The organism is Chitinophaga sp. Ak27 (genome assembly GCF_012726295.1).
GTDB lineage: Bacteria > Bacteroidota > Bacteroidia > Chitinophagales > Chitinophagaceae > Chitinophaga.
Genome location: NZ_JABAOB010000001.1, coordinates 1,661,551 through 1,677,277 on the forward strand (window position 1 = coordinate 1,661,551; position 15,727 = coordinate 1,677,277).

Genomic DNA, 15,727 nt, shown 5'->3' on the forward strand with positions numbered 1-15,727 from the left:
TTTCGCAGTCCAAAAATATTATCTCAGGAATTGGAAAAGCTCGTTATCATTCCTACGTACAATGAAAAGGATAACATCCGGAACATCATTGACGCAGTATTTTCCTTACAGGAGAACTTTCATGTACTCATTGTGGATGACGGATCACCCGACGGTACCGGCGCTATTGTAAAGTCTTTACAACAGCAACATCCCAATGAATTATTCCTGGAAGAAAGATCCGGCAAACAAGGTTTGGGCACAGCTTATATCCATGGCTTCAAATGGGCCCTGGCTAAAGGTTACCAGTATATCTTTGAAATGGATGCCGATTTCTCGCACAATCCCAAAGACCTGGTACGCCTGTACAACGCCTGCGCCAAAGAAGGAGCAGACGTAGCTGTCGGCTCCCGCTATGTAAAAGGCGGTAAAACCGAAAACTGGCCCTGGGACCGTGCCGTACTATCTTACGGCGCATCCATCTATGTAGGTATGATCACCTGGATGCCAGTGAAAGATCCCACTGCCGGATTCGTATGCTACCGCAATACCGTGCTGGAAGCCATCAACCTCGACCAGATACAGTTCGTAGGCTACGCCTTCCAGATCGAAATGAAATTTACCGCCTGGAAACTGGGCTTCAAAATCAAGGAAGTGTCTATCACCTTCAAAGATAGGAAAGAAGGATACTCCAAAATGAGCAAAGGCATTGTGAAAGAAGGCATCCTGGGAGTACTGAAAATACAATGGCAAAGCCTCTTCCGCAACTATAAACGACGGGTGCAGAACTAACTTAATCTAATAATTTGCATTGCGTTTAGGGATTTGCTCCTTTTTATATCCAGGTATGAAAAGGAACAAATCCCTAAATACATTAAATGGGTCATGAAAAAAGCATTTCTCCAGCTACATCTCTCTGTATTTTTAGCTGGATTTACCGGTATTTTGGGAAAATTAATCACCTTAAACGAGGGATTATTAGTGTGGTACCGGCTCTTACTTACATCAGTTACTTTATACGTATTATTCCGCCTCCAGGGCACCTTTAAAAAGCTTCCCTGGAAAGATATTCTCCCCATAGGCGCCACCGGCGTAGTAGTTGCCCTCCACTGGCTGTTCTTCTATGGCAGTATCAAGTATTCCAACGTATCTATCGGCGTAATCTGCTTTTCACTCACCAGCCTCTTTACCGCCATCTTCGATCCGCTGATCAACCGGCGCCGCTTCGATGTGGCCGAAATGCTCCTTAGCCTGCTTACACTGGCAGGTATCCTCCTCATCTTTCATTTCGATACACAGTACCGCTTCGGTATCATCCTGGGCATTATTTCCGCCATGTTTGCCGCCCTGTTCACGGTGTTCAATAAACGACTCATCAAACGGTTCGATACTTCCACCATCACATTCTATGAACTGTCTACCGGCTTCGTGGTGCTAACCATGGCCCTGCCCCTGTACCTGCACTTCTCGCCCGTAAACAGCCTCCTGCCCTCCGGTATGGATTTCCTTTACCTCCTGGTACTGGCCTGGTTCTGCACCGTGCTTATGTACCTGCTGAGCATGAACGCACTGAAAAAAATATCACCATTCACCGTCAATCTTTGCTTCAACCTGGAACCTGTATACAGCATCGTAATGGCCTTTGTATTGTTTCACGAAAACAAATTCCTCAACAATGCCTTCTATGCCGGGTTAGGCTGCATCATCCTTTCCGTTGGACTGCAAATGTTGCGCGTGGCAAAAGGGAAAACAGCCGCTGATAACGTTTCTCACTAGATAATCAGGCGTATTTTCGTACATTGAGCGTTGGATTAATTACTTTAGCGCTTATGAGAAAAGCTTTTTTAGGGTTGTCCCTTCTGGGAGCAACCCTCATTACCTATGCACAACAACCTGCCAAAAAACCGCTGGACCACAACGTTTACGACAGCTGGCAAAGTATTGGCTCTAAACTGATCAGCAACAACGGACAATGGGTGGTATATACAGTTATACCACAGGAGGGAGATGGCAACCTGTTTATCTATGACCGCAAAACCGGCCAGTCGACTATCATTCCAAGAGGCAGCAGTCCTGTCATTACAGAAGATGCCCGCTACCTGGTTTGCAGCATCAAGCCGCTGTTTAAGGATACCCGGGCGGCCAAAATCAAAAAGAAAAAAGCGGCCGAAATGCCCAAAGATTCTATAGCTATCATCGCCCTCGGTCAACCCGGTATCCTGAAAATATCTTCCGTAAAATCTTTTAAAACACCGGAAAAAGGTAGCGGCATACTCGCCTACCTGCAAGATACACCCGCGGATACCAGCAAGGCCAAAGGCAATAAAAAGCCTGCCGCCAGCGACAACGACCCGGCCGACGACGACAAAGCCGGCAATGCCGGCGCTGAAAGCGGTACCCTCGTGATCCGTCAGCTGCTAACCGGCTTGCAGGACAGCGTAAAACACGTGAAAGAATACGCTTTTAGCAAACCCGGTAACCAACTACTGATAGAAACCGGCGCCGATAAAAAAGATTCCCTCTCCCGCAATGCCGTACTGCTATGGCATACCGCTACCAGGAAAGCAGATACACTCAGTCAGGGCAACACCGACTATAAACAATTTGCCTTCGACGAAAAAGGAGAGCAAGCCACCTGGGTGGCCACCGCCGATGCGGAAAAAGCCCTGCAGCCTTTTTTTAAACTCTACTACTTCAAACCCGGACAAGACAGTGCTGCGATAATTGCCGATAAAAACAGTCATGGCATCCCGGCCAACTGGGCCATCAGTCCCAATGCCTCACTGAGCTTCAGCAAAGATGGACAACACCTGTTTTTCGGTACCGCGCCCATCCTACCCGTGAAGGATACCAACCTGGTAGATTTTGAAGTAGCCAAAGTAGATATCTGGAACTATAAAGACGACTACCTGCAGCCCATGCAGCTGAAAAATGCGGACAAGGAACTGAAGAGAAGCTATGCAGCAGTATACCACCTGGCCTCCAAACAACTTACGCAGCTGGGCGGTAAAGACCTGGAAACCGTACTCTTTCCGGCAGAAGAAAACAGTACTAACGCGCTCGGCTATACGGACATTGGAGAACGTATTCCCTTGCAATGGGTAGGCCGTACCCTGAAAACCGCGTACCTCCTGGATATCAGCAAGGGCACCCGCAAAAAAATTGTAGAAAAGCTGGACGGCCAGCTGGCTATTTCTCCCAACGGAAAATATATTATCTGGTACGACCTGGTTAACAAAAACTGGTTTAGCCACAACAACGCTACCGGCGCTATTGTGAACATTAGCCAGGGAATTCCTACCAAAGTATACGATGAAGAAGACGATCATCCGGATGTACCCGAAGCCTATGGCACCGCCGGATGGCTGGCTAATGATGCCGGCCTCCTAATCTACGACCGCTACGATATCTGGAAAGTAGATCCTTCCGGTAAAGAAGCGCCTTCCAACTTCACTCAGGGACTGGGCCGTAAGGAAAAGATCCGTCTTCGCTACCTCCGGCTCAACCCTGACCTGAAGTATATCCCCGGCGGCACACCACTGGTATATTCCGCCTTCCAGGAAAACACGAAGTATAACGGCTTCTATATGCAGGATTATCCTAAGAACCGGGCTCTTAAAGCGCCTCAGCAATTGATACTCGGCCCCTATGCATATGCCGACCTGCAACAGGCTAAAACCGCCCCTGTGTTTACTTTTGTAAAAAGCCGCTATGAAATGTCGCCCGATGTGTATGCTGGTGAAGAAATAGTAAAAGCTACGCAGCTGAGTCATACCAATCCACAGCAACAAAGCTATAACTGGGGCTCCGCTTCCCTGTACAAGTGGACCACCTTCAGTGGTAAGCCTGCAGAAGGCATTCTCTACAAACCGGAAAACTTCGACAGTACTAAAAAATACCCGGTGATCTTTTATTTCTATGAGAAGCTAACCGATGGATTGTACAGCTACCAGGCCCCTGCTCCCACGCCTTCCCGCCTGAATATCTCCTTCTTTGTAAGCCGCGGTTACCTGGTGTTTGCGCCGGATATCAGCTATGAAGATGGATATCCAGGTAAAAGCGCCTACGATTACATTGTAAGCGCGGCGGAAAACCTGGCTAAACAGCCCTGGGCCGACGGCAAAAACATGGGTATACAGGGACAAAGCTGGGGTGGCTACCAGGTAGCTTACCTGGTTACACAAACCAACCTGTTTAAAGCTGCATGGGCGGGCGCGCCAGTGGCCAACATGACCAGCGCTTATGGCGGCATCCGCTGGGAAAGCGGGATGAACAGGCAGTTTCAATATGAACATTCCCAGAGCCGTATCGGTGCCACTTTATGGGATAAAACAGCACTATACCTGGAAAACTCCCCGCTGTTTAGCCTTCCACGCGTTACCACGCCAATCGCGATTATGGCAAATGATGCCGATGGGGCCGTACCCTGGTACCAGGGCATTGAGCTGTTTACCGGCTTACGCCGTTTAGGCAAGCCTGTTTGGCTACTCAACTATAACAACGAAGCACATAACCTGGTACAACGCCAAAACCGTAAAGATATACAGCGCCGCGAGCAGCAATTTTTCGACCACTTCCTCCAGGGGGCGCCCCCTCCACAATGGTTGGAAAGCGGTGTACCTGCTACCGAAAAAGGAATTAACTGGGGCTGGGAGCTAAAGTAGGAGCGTAAAGCAGAAAGCAAAAAGCTATTGTGGAGAATGATTAAAGCGAATTTTAAATACTCGCTAAGTTCTTCTCCACAATAGCTTTTTGCTTTCTGCTTTACGCTTTCTACCATAAAAACATTTTTTAATATAAACTATTTAACATATATTTACAACAACATCGCCACTTTAGCGTATGGTGTGACTTGCAGCGATAGCGATATCCTTAAACACACTTCATTATTGTACCTATGAACTTCCATATCTGTCATCCTGCGGATGCACTTCGTCCTTTTGTAAAGCAATATTATTTCTGGGAAGATGATACCCGTGGTATTATCCAGCTCCCACAGAATTTATTTGCCCTGGGTGATCAGTACATGGTATTTATCCTGGAGGGTAAAGCTGAAATCAAACCTACCAACCACAAGGCATTTATACTGCCTGCCAATGCGGTGCTGGGGCACCTCACCTGCGCTTGTCAGCTACAGGTACAGGGACCAGTAAAAGTGGCCGTAGTACAGTTAAATGCATATGGGTGTTACCGTTTACTGGGATTGGAAGTAGCAGGTTTCACCAACTATTACCGCAACCTGGCCATGACAGGGCAACCTGAGTGGCAGATACTATCGGCTGCTTTAAAGCAGGTAACGGATCCAGGGGAGATAGAATCCCTGCTGGACGAAGCCTGTATCAAAGCCCTGGCTGCACGCAACTGCACCCTCCGGCAAGTAGATGATATGGTAGATTATATGCTGATTATGCAGGGCAATGTCAGCGTGGAAGAGCTCTCTACCCGCTATCACCTCTCCCGCCCCACGCTGGAGCGCATCTTCAGTGCTATCGTAGGTATTCCTCCGCAATTATATGCCCGTATGATCCGGTATAAAACGGCCCTTAGTGCGCTACGGCAGCTCAACCTGCCCGAATGGCAATCACCGGTGGCTACTACCGCCTACTATAACCAGTCGATGTTTATACAAGACTATCTGCAGTTTAATCACCAGGCGCCTTCTTACTTTGGTGCTGCCACCATTGCACACCTGCCTGTGGCTGGCCTGCACCAGGTAGCTGTTGCCAGTTAAGCCGGAACCAATAGAAAATATTCCCGTATTTTAGTGCATACAACATCCACTGAAATATGGAAACCATTGAAATACACGAAGGCGAATATACCTTGTCTACCGACCGGTCCAGGCTGGATATCAACGCTATACATGATTATTTGTCGCGCGAATCCTATTGGTCGCAAAACATTCCATTTGATATTGTAGAGCAATCGGTTGAAAACTCCATACCATTTGGCGTATATCATGGTCAACAACAAATAGGTTTTGCCAGGGTCATTACCGATCATGCATTATTTGGCTACCTGGCAGATGTATATATACTAACGCCGCACCGCGGCAAAGGATTGTCAAAACTACTGATGCGCACCATCATGGACCACCCTGTTATAAAGGGCCTGCGACGGCTGTTGCTGATTACTTCCGATGCCCACGGCCTGTACCGGCAGTTTGGGTTTACTGAAATTCCCAACCCGGAAAAATACATGCAGGTACATATCGCTGATCTCTATACTAAAAAAGAGTAGCGCCCCTGCTTTTCATTAATCAACCACAACAGGCATCCATGCAATATTCTGCCGCCCATTGGCGTAAACAACTGAAGTTACAATCACATGTGGAAGGCGGCGCCTTCCGCGAAACCTATCGTTCTGATTGGGTATTGGATATGACTACCCTGCCTGCGGGCATGAGTGGTAACCGAAACGCATCTACCTGTATCTATTTCCTGCTGGAAGCGGGCGAATTTTCCGCTTTTCACCGTATTGCCGCCGATGAAATCTGGCATTTTTACGATGGTCATACGCTTACCATCTATGAAATAGCCCCTGGAGGCCGACTGCTGGTACATAAACTGGGACGCGATATTGCTAACGGTGAAAATCTACAGGTCATTATCACCGCCGGCAACTGGTTTGCCTCTCGGGTAGAAGTTCCCGGGGGATATGCCCTCACCGGGTGTACCGTAGCCCCGGGCTTCGACTTCGCCGACTTTGAACTGGCAGAAAAAGCGCCGCTGCAAGCAGCCTACCCTGCACACGCTTCCCTGATCGACAGTTTGACCAGGTAACGGTAACGGACATACGCCATTAGCTACCCGCTTTTTACTAAATTGCAGTCATGAAAAAAATTATTTACCTCGTCACTTTGGTACTCATCGTTGTGCTGGTTTTCTGGCTGGGCAAACGCTTTGGCAGCACGGATATGAGCCAGCAGGTAATTTCCAACAGCACTATTGTAAAAGAGATCGCAGAACTGGCCAGCCTGGATGTGCAGGGCTCCGCCAGCATCAAAAGAAGCAATATTGAGGAAAGTGGCGACTGGACGGATAACCTGAAAAAAGCATTCCTGGAAAATACAGTCTGGGTGACGGTTCCCTATGAGGCAAAATATGGTATTAACATCGATGATAAATCCTTTAAAGTACAACTCACCGAAAAGAAAATTACCATTCACCTGCCGGCGCCCCGCCTATTGAGCTACGAACTGAAAATGGATCGCATGGAAACCGCCAACCGCAAAGGTTGGCTGCTCGCCCAAAACGATGAAACCTATACCGATGTACAGAAAAAGCTGTATCAAACTTCCCGCGGGCAACTGGAAAACAATGCCCTGTATATCCAGCAGTCGAAAGAAAAAATAAAGAAGATACTGGAACAGTATTATGCACCATTCCTGAAAAATCATACCCTGGAAATTGTGTATGATGGCGATACCAAAGCCCCTACCCTGAATTAGGCAGCCTGACCCGCGATATATTTTACCAGGCTTCGCTTGGCAATGGGTAGCAAAGTTTCGTCTATCGGCACCACCAGCGGCGTTTCTATGCAATAAACCGCCGGGTTGGGCAGTGCATTCCGTTCCCGGATCAACGTGGTTTTTATATGCCCAATGGTATTTACCAGGTCTTTCCGGTATTCCTGTACATACTGGGTATGAATACCCCGGAATTTTTCATCGTGACGTTCAAAAATCGTTAACCGGTAAGTATATACGAGCGTGTTATTACATTTGCCGTCACACAGCAACAGATAGCCTTCCCCCGTATCCAGCGGGACTAATCCTACCGGGAAAATATTGAGTTTTTCTTCTACGTACTCGTAAATTTCTGTCCCTTCTTTAATTGTGCTATTGAGCTGTGGCAGGGAATATTGAATAATATTCTCCAACTCGGCCATTAACTCATCATCCGCAATCAGTTGTTCGTACAGCAACTCCAGTTTCTGCAAATTTACCGCAGTAAGACGCTTGGGAAACTGCTGCTGCAAAAACTGCTTGTTGTCACGGAAAGCCACCAGGTTGTTGTAATGAAAGATAATGTCTGACAGCTGGGGGTACAGCTTGCTCTGGGTAAAGTAATGGTTGATATCCTGCAGGTAAGCAAGCAAAGTATATTTCTTCAGTTCAAAATCGATATACCCGTCTGCAAACCAGGTTTCACTTAACGCTCCCATATGAATTAAATTTAATGGATCTTATCCTGAATTTACGAAAAAAACCGGTAAAAAGGAGGGTTTTGCGGGTATAAAGGGGCATTTTAAATAATATTTCTATGTTGGGAAAACTGTTTACTACAAAGGATCTTGTATCATAGTGCAATGATAAAAGCATAGATAATACCAAAAAAAATTTAATGCTAACTTTTTTATTAGACTAATTTTCATAACTTCAAGTATATTATTTCATTTTTTTAATTTCAGTTATCATGAACATTTACGTAGCCAACCTGCACTACAGGTTGACCGATGAGGATCTCCATCAGATTTTCAGTGATTTTGGAGAGGTTACCTCCGCTAAGGTTATCAAAGACCACGAAACTGGCCGCTCACGTGGATTCGGTTTTGTGGAAATGCCTAATCAGGAAGAAGGGGCAAAGGCTATGGATAGTTTGAACGGAAGCGAAATCGAAGGAAAACAATTGATGGTAAACGAAGCAAGACCTAAACAACCGAATAATAATTTCAAAGGTGGCGGTGGCAACCGCGGCGGAGGAGGATATGGTTCCCGCGACCGTCGTTATTAATAAATAATCTCCCTTTATTCGGCACAAAGGAACTGAAAAGGCGCCCTTTCAATGGGGCGCTCTTTTTATGCCCGGAAGGGTATAAAGCATAAAGCACAAAGCTATTGTAGCGAATGACCGGGGCGAGTAATTATTACCCGCTTAGATCATTCGCTACAATAGCTTTGTGCTTTATGCTTTTCGCTTTTCTACAGCGCTCTCTTAGGATCAAAACTTTCCAGTTCCTGGGCTACAGCCGTCAGGAAAGTAGCGCCTAGGGAGCCGTCTACGATACGGTGATCGTAAGACATAGACAGGTACATCATATGGCGGATACCAATGGTATCTCCATCTTCTGTTTCTATTACCACCGGGCGTTTCTTGATAGCGCCCACCGCCAGGATAGCTACCTGGGGCTGGTTAATAATAGGCGTTCCCATCAAGCTTCCAAAAGTACCTACGTTGGTCAGCGTGAAAGTACCGCTTTGCGTATCTTCCGGCTTCAGCTTATTCTGACGGGCCGCATTGGCCAGGGTATTTACCTGCTTGGTCAGCCCTACCAGGTTCAGCATATCTGAATTTTTGATCACTGGCACGATCAGGTTCCCGGAAGGCAATGCAGTCGCCATGCCTATGTTAATATCTTTCTTGATAATGATCTTATCGCCGTCCAGGGAGCAGTTGATCAGCGGGAAACGCTTGATACACTTCACGATGGCTTCTATAAAAAGGGGTGTAAAAGTGAGCTTCTCCCCTTCACGTTTCTCGAAATCACCTTTCACGCGTTCGCGCCATTTCACGAGGTTAGTAACATCTGCTTCTGCAAAGCTGGTCACATGCGGACTTGTTTGCTTGCTCATTACCATGTGGTTGGCAATCAGCTTGCGCATGCGGTCCATTTCAATGATTTCCACGTTGCCGTTATAGGTAGGAGAGGCTACGGTGGTATTGGTTACTACGGCAGCACGGGTAGCCACAGGAGCCGGAGTAGACACCGGTTCCGGTGTTACATCGGGGATCACCCTGCCTTCCCGGCGGTCTGCCACATATTGTAAAATATCTTTTTTGGTAACACGGCCATCATTACCGGAGCCGGGAATCTTTTCCAGGTCGGCAAAACTAACTCCTTCCTGCTGTGCGATAGTCAGCACCAAAGGAGAGTAAAATTTGGCGCCCCCACTGGAAACGGGCGCAGGTGCAGTAGTTGCTGCTGCCACCGCAGGTACAGGCGCTGAAGTAAACTTCGGTTCCGCTGCCGGAGCTGCAGGTGCCGCCGGGGCTGCCGGAGCTGCGGCATCAGCATTGGTGTTGATCCGCGCAATGATAGTACCCACTGGCACTACATCGTTTTCAGCGAAAAGCACTTCTGTGATCGTTCCTTCTCCCGTGGAAGGAACCTCGCTATCCACTTTATCGGTGGCAATTTCAAGTACGGTTTCATCTACTTTTACGTGATCGCCGACCTTTTTATGCCAACGAAGGATGGTGGCTTCCATGATGCTTTCACCCATTTTTGGCATTACCAATTCTATAATGGCCATAAGATTGATTTTTGCTTTAGTGCGCAACAAAAATAAGGGAATTGTACCAATTCAAACCAGGGCATTATCCCTTTTGCAGAATGAGTTTGCGCAACTCATTCAGTGCATAAACGGCCGTCATTTGAGTGTTCCGCTCCCGGTCGTATCTCAGCTGATGCTTTACCGTTACCACCCGGCCATCGGCCGCCGCAACGGCAATCCAAACAGTGCCCACTGGCTTCTCCGGCGTGCCCCCATCGGGGCCCATAATACCGGATACGGCAATGGCATAATCCGTTTGCAACAACGCTAACGCACCGGTCACCATTTCCCGCACCACCGCCTCGCTCACCGCTCCATGTACCTGTAAGGTGGCAGGCTTTACACCTAACAGCTTCACTTTCATTTCGTTGGCATACACTACGGCACTGCCCTTAAAGTAGGCAGAGCTGCCCGGTACCGACGTTATCCAATGCGCGATCAGTCCACCGGTACAACTTTCCGCTGTACCCACCGACTGCCCCCTTTCTTTCAATAACTGCCCCAATACCTCGCCTATCGTAATATCCTGGTCAGCTACAGTAATGTCTGCCAGCAATGCTTTTAGTTCATGAAATAAGGTACTCACTTCTGCCGCCACCGATACTTTATCCAGGCCGAAAGCGGTTAATCGCAACTTCAACAGGCTGTAGCTAGGCAGGTAAGCCAGCTTCACATGCGGCGGCAATTTCGCTTCAAAAGCCACCAGCCGCTCCGCGATAAAAGATTCACCCATCCCGGAAGTAATCAGCGTTTGGTGTACCACCGCCGGCGTTTTAAAATGCTCCCCCAGCATCGGCAATACATCGTGCTCCATGATCCCCTGCATTTCATGCGGTACACCGGGCATAGATACATAGATCTTCCCCTCCTTCTCAAACCACATCCCCGGTGCAGTACCCCGCCTGTTCCGGATCACCGTACACGATGCCGGCACCATGCTCTGGTCTAAATTACGCTGCAGCAGAGGTAATCCCCGGCTTTCAAAAATATGCAGCACATTTTCCAGGGCGCCTTGATCCTGCACCAGGTGCGTGTTGAAATACTCACACAAAGTTGGCTTGGTAATATCATCAGCGGTAGGCCCCAGCCCACCGGTAATTAACACAATATCCGATACGGCCGCCTCGCGGGCCATCGTGTCCAGTATATCCTCTCGGATATCCCCAATGGCTACACGCCGGTGTACCCATATCCCCATGGCATTTAACTGCTGCGCTATCCAGGCCGAATTGGTATCAATTGTCTGTCCTATCAGCAACTCATCGCCAATGGTAATGATACTCGTGGTGATCTTATCCATGATACTAATGACTGGTTTCTTGAAAGAATGGTGCTAATCGTTTCTTCAGCTCCTCCGGTAAACCGGCTTTCTGCTTGGTTTTCACATCGATAAATACCAGCGTGGTAACCCCGACATTCAATAACTCGTTCCGCTCATTATACAACTCACTGTGAAACTGTATCTTAGAACTCTTGGGCATTTCCCGGAGTGTAGTCTTCACCGTTATAAGGTCGTCATAAAACGCCGGACGCAGGTACTTTACATTCAACTCCGCCACGGGCATAATCACTCCCTGCTCCTCCAGCTCACGATAGGTAAATCCCAGCTCCCGGATGGCTTCTGCCCTTCCTACCTCATAATACAGGCCATAGTTACCGTAATAAAGATATCCCATCTGGTCTGTTTCCCCATAACGTACCCTGATCGTTGTAATACTGCTAAACATGGTTCCTTACTATTTTATACCCAAACGTTTACTCGAAAATTTTATTTACCAATAGCCCCATCCAGCGAAAACATACCGGGACCCGTAAACAGCAATGTTACGAAGGCTCCCAGAAAAATAATAGGCAATTCTTTTTCGGAAATGGCATCTTTGGCATGAATCATAAAAATAATTACGCTCATACAGATGATCAGCGGTATGGTGGCCAGTCTGGTCAACAATCCCATGATCAGCAACACCCCACAAAATACCTCTGCAAACACCGTCATGGCCAGTGAATATTTATGCCCAACTCCCAATGGATCCGGAAAAGAATTCATTTTGGCAGTAAAATTGATCAGCTTGGGCCATCCGTGCAATAAAATCAGTCCTCCGGAAAGCACCCGGAGCACCAGCATGGAAAAACTAACGGCGCCATTTGTATAGCCGGTCGAGAGCAGTTTTCTCATAGTAGGTAAGGTTTTTGTGCCTGTAATTTATTTTTCGCAAGATAAATGAATACACTTTGCCCCGCTTCCGGAGTTATCCACATTGTTGGAAACCCGATGGGAAAAGAAAGGATATAACTTTTATATTTGGCTCGCAAAGGAAACCTGTGGGAAATATTTTACCAGAAGAATCGTTTTAAACGCATATTCAAGACATAACAGCTATAGCATGCAATTTATAAGAAAAGTTTTTATTCCCGGACATCTGTACTTATCTATCCTGGCGTTTGCCGGTGCGGGTTTGGCGGGGATGCCTGCTGCACAGGCACAGCAAACACGCGTATATACAGACCCGGAAAAAGTATTCAAGGACGCACAGCAATATTTCCAACAAGAGAAATATGCCGTGTCCATGCAGCTTTTCAAGCAAACTATCGATAACATCGACTACTTTCACGAAACCAACCGTGACCTGGTTAAAGCAGATGCCTTCTATTATTATACCATCTGCACCCTGAAACTGCAACAGGACAACGCAGAAAAACAGGCGCTGGAATTCCTGAAATTAGCCAACAACAATGCCCGTGAAGAACTGGTCAGCTACCAGCTGGCTAAATACTACTTCCGCCAGAATAAACTCAAAGAGGCCATTCCCCTCTACGAAAAAGCCAATATCGAAAATCTCTCCAACGCAGAAATCGCAGAAGCTAAATTCGAACTGGCCTATTGCTATTTCAACCTGAAAGACTTCGACAAAGCCCAGCCCCTGTTTGCTTCCATCAAAGAGGTACCGGGCAAATACAGCATTCCTGCCAACTACTACTATGGCTTCATCTGTTACTATAAACACCAGTACAGCGAAGCCCTCAGCAGCTTCCAGAAAGTAGTGAACGAACCTAAATACAGCAACGTAGTACCTTACTATATTGCTGAAATTTACTACTTCCAGGGCAAAACAGACCAGCTGATTGCCTATACAGAACCACTGTTGCAAAAAGGCGGACAATATTACGAAGCCGAACTGAAACAACTGCTGGGTAAAGCATACTTCGAAAAAAAGGAGTACAAAAAAGCACTCCCTTACCTGCAGGACTTCCAGGACAACGCAGACGAAGTAAGAAATGAAGACATCTACCAACTGTCTTACGCCTACTATCAAACCAATAACCTGACGAAAGCAATCAGCGGCTTTAAACAGCTGAGTAGCTCGAAAGACTCACTTGGACAGAACTCTATGTACCTGCTGGGCGATTGCTATCTCCGCACCGGTCAGAAAGCAAATGCCCGCAATGCCTTTGCCTTCTGCGCCAACAACAGCTCCAATGCTGCCCAACAGGAAATTTCCCGATTTAACTATGGTAAATTGTCCTATGAACTGGGATATCCCGATGCGGCCCTTAATGAGCTCACCCAGTTCGTTAAAACATATCCACAATCGGCCTACAACAAGGAAGCCAGGGAAATACTCGTGAACCTGTTCATGAACAGCAACAACTACAAAGATGGTTTAGCTACCATTGAGATGATTCCCGATAAAAATCCTACGGTGCTGAAAGCCTACCAGAAAGTAGCCTATGGACGCGCCACCCAGCTGATCAACGATCAACAACTGGCTGAAGCCGACCGCCTGCTGGACATCGCCATCAGCCAGCCTTATGATCCACAAATCAAACAACTGGCGCACTTCTGGAAAGCAGAAATTGCCCTCCGCCAAAATAAAACAGAACCGGCCATCACTAACCTGAACGCCTATCTGAGCAATACCGCGCCTGTATCCGGCGAAGCCAATGCACAAACAGCCAGCTACAACCTCGGTTATAGCCTCCTGAAACAAAATAAATACACAGAAGCACTGCCTTACTTTGAATCAGCTCAGAAAAGCAGCGGCCCGAATGCCGCACGCATTGCCACCGACGCCGCCCTCCGCAGCGCCGATTGCTACTATATGCTCCGCCAATTCCCTAAGGCACTTTCGCTCTACGACCGGATCATCAGCAATAATGAACCCGGCGCCGACTACGCCACTTACCAGAAAGCGGTAATCCTCGGCCTGCAGGGCAAACAAAGTGAGAAACTGGCACTGCTCAAACAACTGGGCAACAAGTTCCCCAGCTCCGGCTTTAATAACGAAACAGATATAGAAATAGCCAATACCTATCTCTCCCAGGAAAAATATACAGAAGCGATTCCCTTCCTGGAAAATGTATTGCAAAAACAACCCAACGGTCCCAACGCCCCCAGAGCGCTGCTGAAGCTGGGATTGAGCTATTACAATAAAGACAACGACAGCAAGGCAATGTCCTACTACCGCCAGGTAGTGGAAAAATTCCCCGGATCTCCGGAAGCAAATGAAGCGCTGCAAAGCATCAAATCTATCTATGTAAGCCAGGGTAAAACAGACGACTATGTAGCCTTCCTGAAAGCCAACGGCAGAACAGTTACCGCCTCCGCGGAAGATTCCATCTCCTACGCAGCTGCAGAAGCAAGATTCACGGCCAACGACTGCGCAGGCGCTACAGCAGGTTTCAATAGCTATATCCAGAAGTATCCTAACGGACAATTTATTTTACCAGCTTACTTCTATAAAGCTGAATGCGCCTATAACAACAAAGACTATACGGCTGCACTGCCTGCCTACGAATTTGTGTTATCACGCAACAACAGCCTGTATGCAGAAAGATCTGCACTCCAGGCCGCCAATATCAACTTCTACCAGGTTAAAAATTATGATAAGGCGCGGAACTACTACCTGCAACTGCAAGATCTGGCCACCAGCAAGGAAAACAGCCTCGCCGCCACCAGGGGATTACTCCGCAGTAACTACCAGCTGAAACGCTGGGATGAAGTATCCAACTACGCCGAAATGTTGCTGGCTGCCGCCAACATCAGTACAGACGACCAGATCATTGCCCACTTCTATCGCGGTAAAGCGGTACAACAGGCAAAGGACTATGCTGCCGCTATCACCGAATTCAAAACGGTAGCCAACATGACCAAGTCTGAAACTGGCGCGGAAGCCCGCTATAGTATCGCCGATTGCTACCTGCAACAAAATGAACTGGATGCCGCTGAGAAAGCCGGTTTTGATGTGATTAAAAATACGCCCTCCTACGAATACTGGGTGGCTAAATCATATATCCTGCTGGGTGATGTATATGCCCGTCAGCAAGACTTTTTCAACGCTAAAGCCACTTACCAGAGTATTGTTACCAACAGTACCATTCCTGAACTGAAACAGGAAGCAAAAGATAAGCTGGCCAAAGTGGAAGCAGAAGAAAAAGCAGCGGGTAAGAAACCGAAGAAATAACATTTAAGCG

14 protein-coding genes are annotated in these 15,727 nt (G+C 47.5%); 9 read left to right on the forward strand and 5 right to left on the reverse strand.

Annotated elements, in window-relative coordinates; all coding sequences use genetic code 11:
- The first annotated feature begins 30 nt into the window (after positions 1–30).
- The 7 genes from HGH90_RS06500 (at position 31) to HGH90_RS06530 (ending at position 7,429) form a co-directional block, all read left to right on the forward strand.
- Positions 31–771 (forward strand): polyprenol monophosphomannose synthase, encoded by a 741-nt coding sequence (locus tag HGH90_RS06500; protein WP_168762448.1) that lies wholly within the window; start codon positions 31–33, stop codon positions 769–771.
- Between the two features lie 93 nt (positions 772–864).
- Positions 865–1,755 carry a DMT family transporter gene (locus HGH90_RS06505; protein ID WP_168762447.1) on the forward strand — a complete coding sequence of 297 codons (891 nt, stop codon included), beginning with the start codon at positions 865–867 and terminating at the stop codon, positions 1,753–1,755.
- Between the two features lie 53 nt (positions 1,756–1,808).
- On the forward strand, positions 1,809–4,643 hold the full coding sequence (locus tag HGH90_RS06510; protein WP_169190692.1) for an alpha/beta hydrolase family protein: 2,835 nt from the start codon (positions 1,809–1,811) through the stop codon (positions 4,641–4,643).
- A 233-nt stretch (positions 4,644–4,876) separates the two neighbouring features.
- Complete coding sequence (locus HGH90_RS06515; RefSeq protein ID WP_169190693.1) at positions 4,877–5,710, forward strand: DUF6597 domain-containing transcriptional factor; 834 nt, start codon at positions 4,877–4,879, stop codon at positions 5,708–5,710.
- A 56-nt stretch (positions 5,711–5,766) separates the two neighbouring features.
- Entirely contained in the window at positions 5,767–6,219 is a 453-nt protein-coding gene (locus HGH90_RS06520; protein ID WP_168762444.1) for a GNAT family N-acetyltransferase, read from the forward strand.
- Between the two features lie 38 nt (positions 6,220–6,257).
- Complete coding sequence (locus HGH90_RS06525) at positions 6,258–6,761, forward strand: cupin domain-containing protein (RefSeq protein ID WP_168762443.1); 504 nt, start codon at positions 6,258–6,260, stop codon at positions 6,759–6,761.
- Between the two features lie 50 nt (positions 6,762–6,811).
- The gene (locus tag HGH90_RS06530; RefSeq protein WP_168762442.1) at positions 6,812–7,429 is read left to right on the forward strand and encodes a DUF4230 domain-containing protein; all 618 of its coding nucleotides are present in this window, start codon (positions 6,812–6,814) and stop codon (positions 7,427–7,429) included.
- Here the strand turns inward: HGH90_RS06530 and HGH90_RS06535 are convergent.
- Positions 7,426–8,145, reverse strand: coding sequence for a hypothetical protein (locus HGH90_RS06535; protein WP_168762441.1), 720 nt, complete (start codon positions 8,143–8,145; stop codon positions 7,426–7,428). The genes HGH90_RS06530 and HGH90_RS06535 overlap by 4 nt on opposite strands.
- Positions 8,146–8,396: 251 nt before the next feature.
- On the opposite strand from HGH90_RS06535, the gene HGH90_RS06540 reads away from it, so the two are divergent.
- Complete coding sequence (locus tag HGH90_RS06540; protein ID WP_168739159.1) at positions 8,397–8,714, forward strand: RNA recognition motif domain-containing protein; 318 nt, start codon at positions 8,397–8,399, stop codon at positions 8,712–8,714.
- Between the two features lie 188 nt (positions 8,715–8,902).
- Here HGH90_RS06540 and HGH90_RS06545 read toward each other — a convergent pair whose 3' ends face one another.
- The 4 genes from HGH90_RS06545 to HGH90_RS06560 form a co-directional block, all read right to left on the reverse strand.
- Complete coding sequence (locus tag HGH90_RS06545; protein WP_168762440.1) at positions 8,903–10,234, reverse strand: dihydrolipoamide acetyltransferase family protein; 1,332 nt, start codon at positions 10,232–10,234, stop codon at positions 8,903–8,905.
- Between the two features lie 64 nt (positions 10,235–10,298).
- A complete protein-coding gene (locus HGH90_RS06550; RefSeq protein WP_168762439.1) occupies positions 10,299–11,555 on the reverse strand; it encodes a CinA family nicotinamide mononucleotide deamidase-related protein in 1,257 nt (418 codons plus the stop codon).
- A gap of 4 nt (positions 11,556–11,559) precedes the next feature.
- Positions 11,560–11,982 (reverse strand): acyl-CoA thioesterase, encoded by a 423-nt coding sequence (locus HGH90_RS06555; protein WP_168762438.1) that lies wholly within the window; start codon positions 11,980–11,982, stop codon positions 11,560–11,562.
- A gap of 41 nt (positions 11,983–12,023) precedes the next feature.
- The gene (locus tag HGH90_RS06560) at positions 12,024–12,431 is read right to left on the reverse strand and encodes a DoxX family protein (protein WP_169190694.1); all 408 of its coding nucleotides are present in this window, start codon (positions 12,429–12,431) and stop codon (positions 12,024–12,026) included.
- Between the two features lie 208 nt (positions 12,432–12,639).
- On the opposite strand from HGH90_RS06560, the gene HGH90_RS06565 reads away from it, so the two are divergent.
- Positions 12,640–15,717 carry a tetratricopeptide repeat protein gene (locus HGH90_RS06565; RefSeq protein ID WP_168762436.1) on the forward strand — a complete coding sequence of 1,026 codons (3,078 nt, stop codon included), beginning with the start codon at positions 12,640–12,642 and terminating at the stop codon, positions 15,715–15,717.
- Positions 15,718–15,727: the final 10 nt, after the last annotated feature.

Bases quoted from the DNA above. Each gene is read 5' to 3' on its own strand.
- HGH90_RS06545 (WP_168762440.1), bottom strand. From the start codon at position 10,234: ATGGCCATTATAGAATTGGTAATGCCAAAAATGGGTGAAAGCATCATG.
- HGH90_RS06530 (WP_168762442.1), top strand. From the start codon at position 6,812: ATGAAAAAAATTATTTACCTCGTCACTTTGGTACTCATCGTTGTGCTG.
- HGH90_RS06525 (WP_168762443.1), top strand. From the start codon at position 6,258: ATGCAATATTCTGCCGCCCATTGGCGTAAACAACTGAAGTTACAATCA.
- HGH90_RS06515 (WP_169190693.1), top strand. From the start codon at position 4,877: ATGAACTTCCATATCTGTCATCCTGCGGATGCACTTCGTCCTTTTGTA.
- HGH90_RS06520 (WP_168762444.1), top strand. From the start codon at position 5,767: ATGGAAACCATTGAAATACACGAAGGCGAATATACCTTGTCTACCGAC.
- HGH90_RS06560 (WP_169190694.1), bottom strand. From the start codon at position 12,431: ATGAGAAAACTGCTCTCGACCGGCTATACAAATGGCGCCGTTAGTTTT.
- HGH90_RS06540 (WP_168739159.1), top strand. From the start codon at position 8,397: ATGAACATTTACGTAGCCAACCTGCACTACAGGTTGACCGATGAGGAT.
- HGH90_RS06535 (WP_168762441.1), bottom strand. From the start codon at position 8,145: ATGGGAGCGTTAAGTGAAACCTGGTTTGCAGACGGGTATATCGATTTT.
- HGH90_RS06555 (WP_168762438.1), bottom strand. From the start codon at position 11,982: ATGTTTAGCAGTATTACAACGATCAGGGTACGTTATGGGGAAACAGAC.
- HGH90_RS06550 (WP_168762439.1), bottom strand. From the start codon at position 11,555: ATGGATAAGATCACCACGAGTATCATTACCATTGGCGATGAGTTGCTG.
- HGH90_RS06510 (WP_169190692.1), top strand. From the start codon at position 1,809: ATGAGAAAAGCTTTTTTAGGGTTGTCCCTTCTGGGAGCAACCCTCATT.
- HGH90_RS06505 (WP_168762447.1), top strand. From the start codon at position 865: ATGAAAAAAGCATTTCTCCAGCTACATCTCTCTGTATTTTTAGCTGGA.
- HGH90_RS06565 (WP_168762436.1), top strand. From the start codon at position 12,640: ATGCAATTTATAAGAAAAGTTTTTATTCCCGGACATCTGTACTTATCT.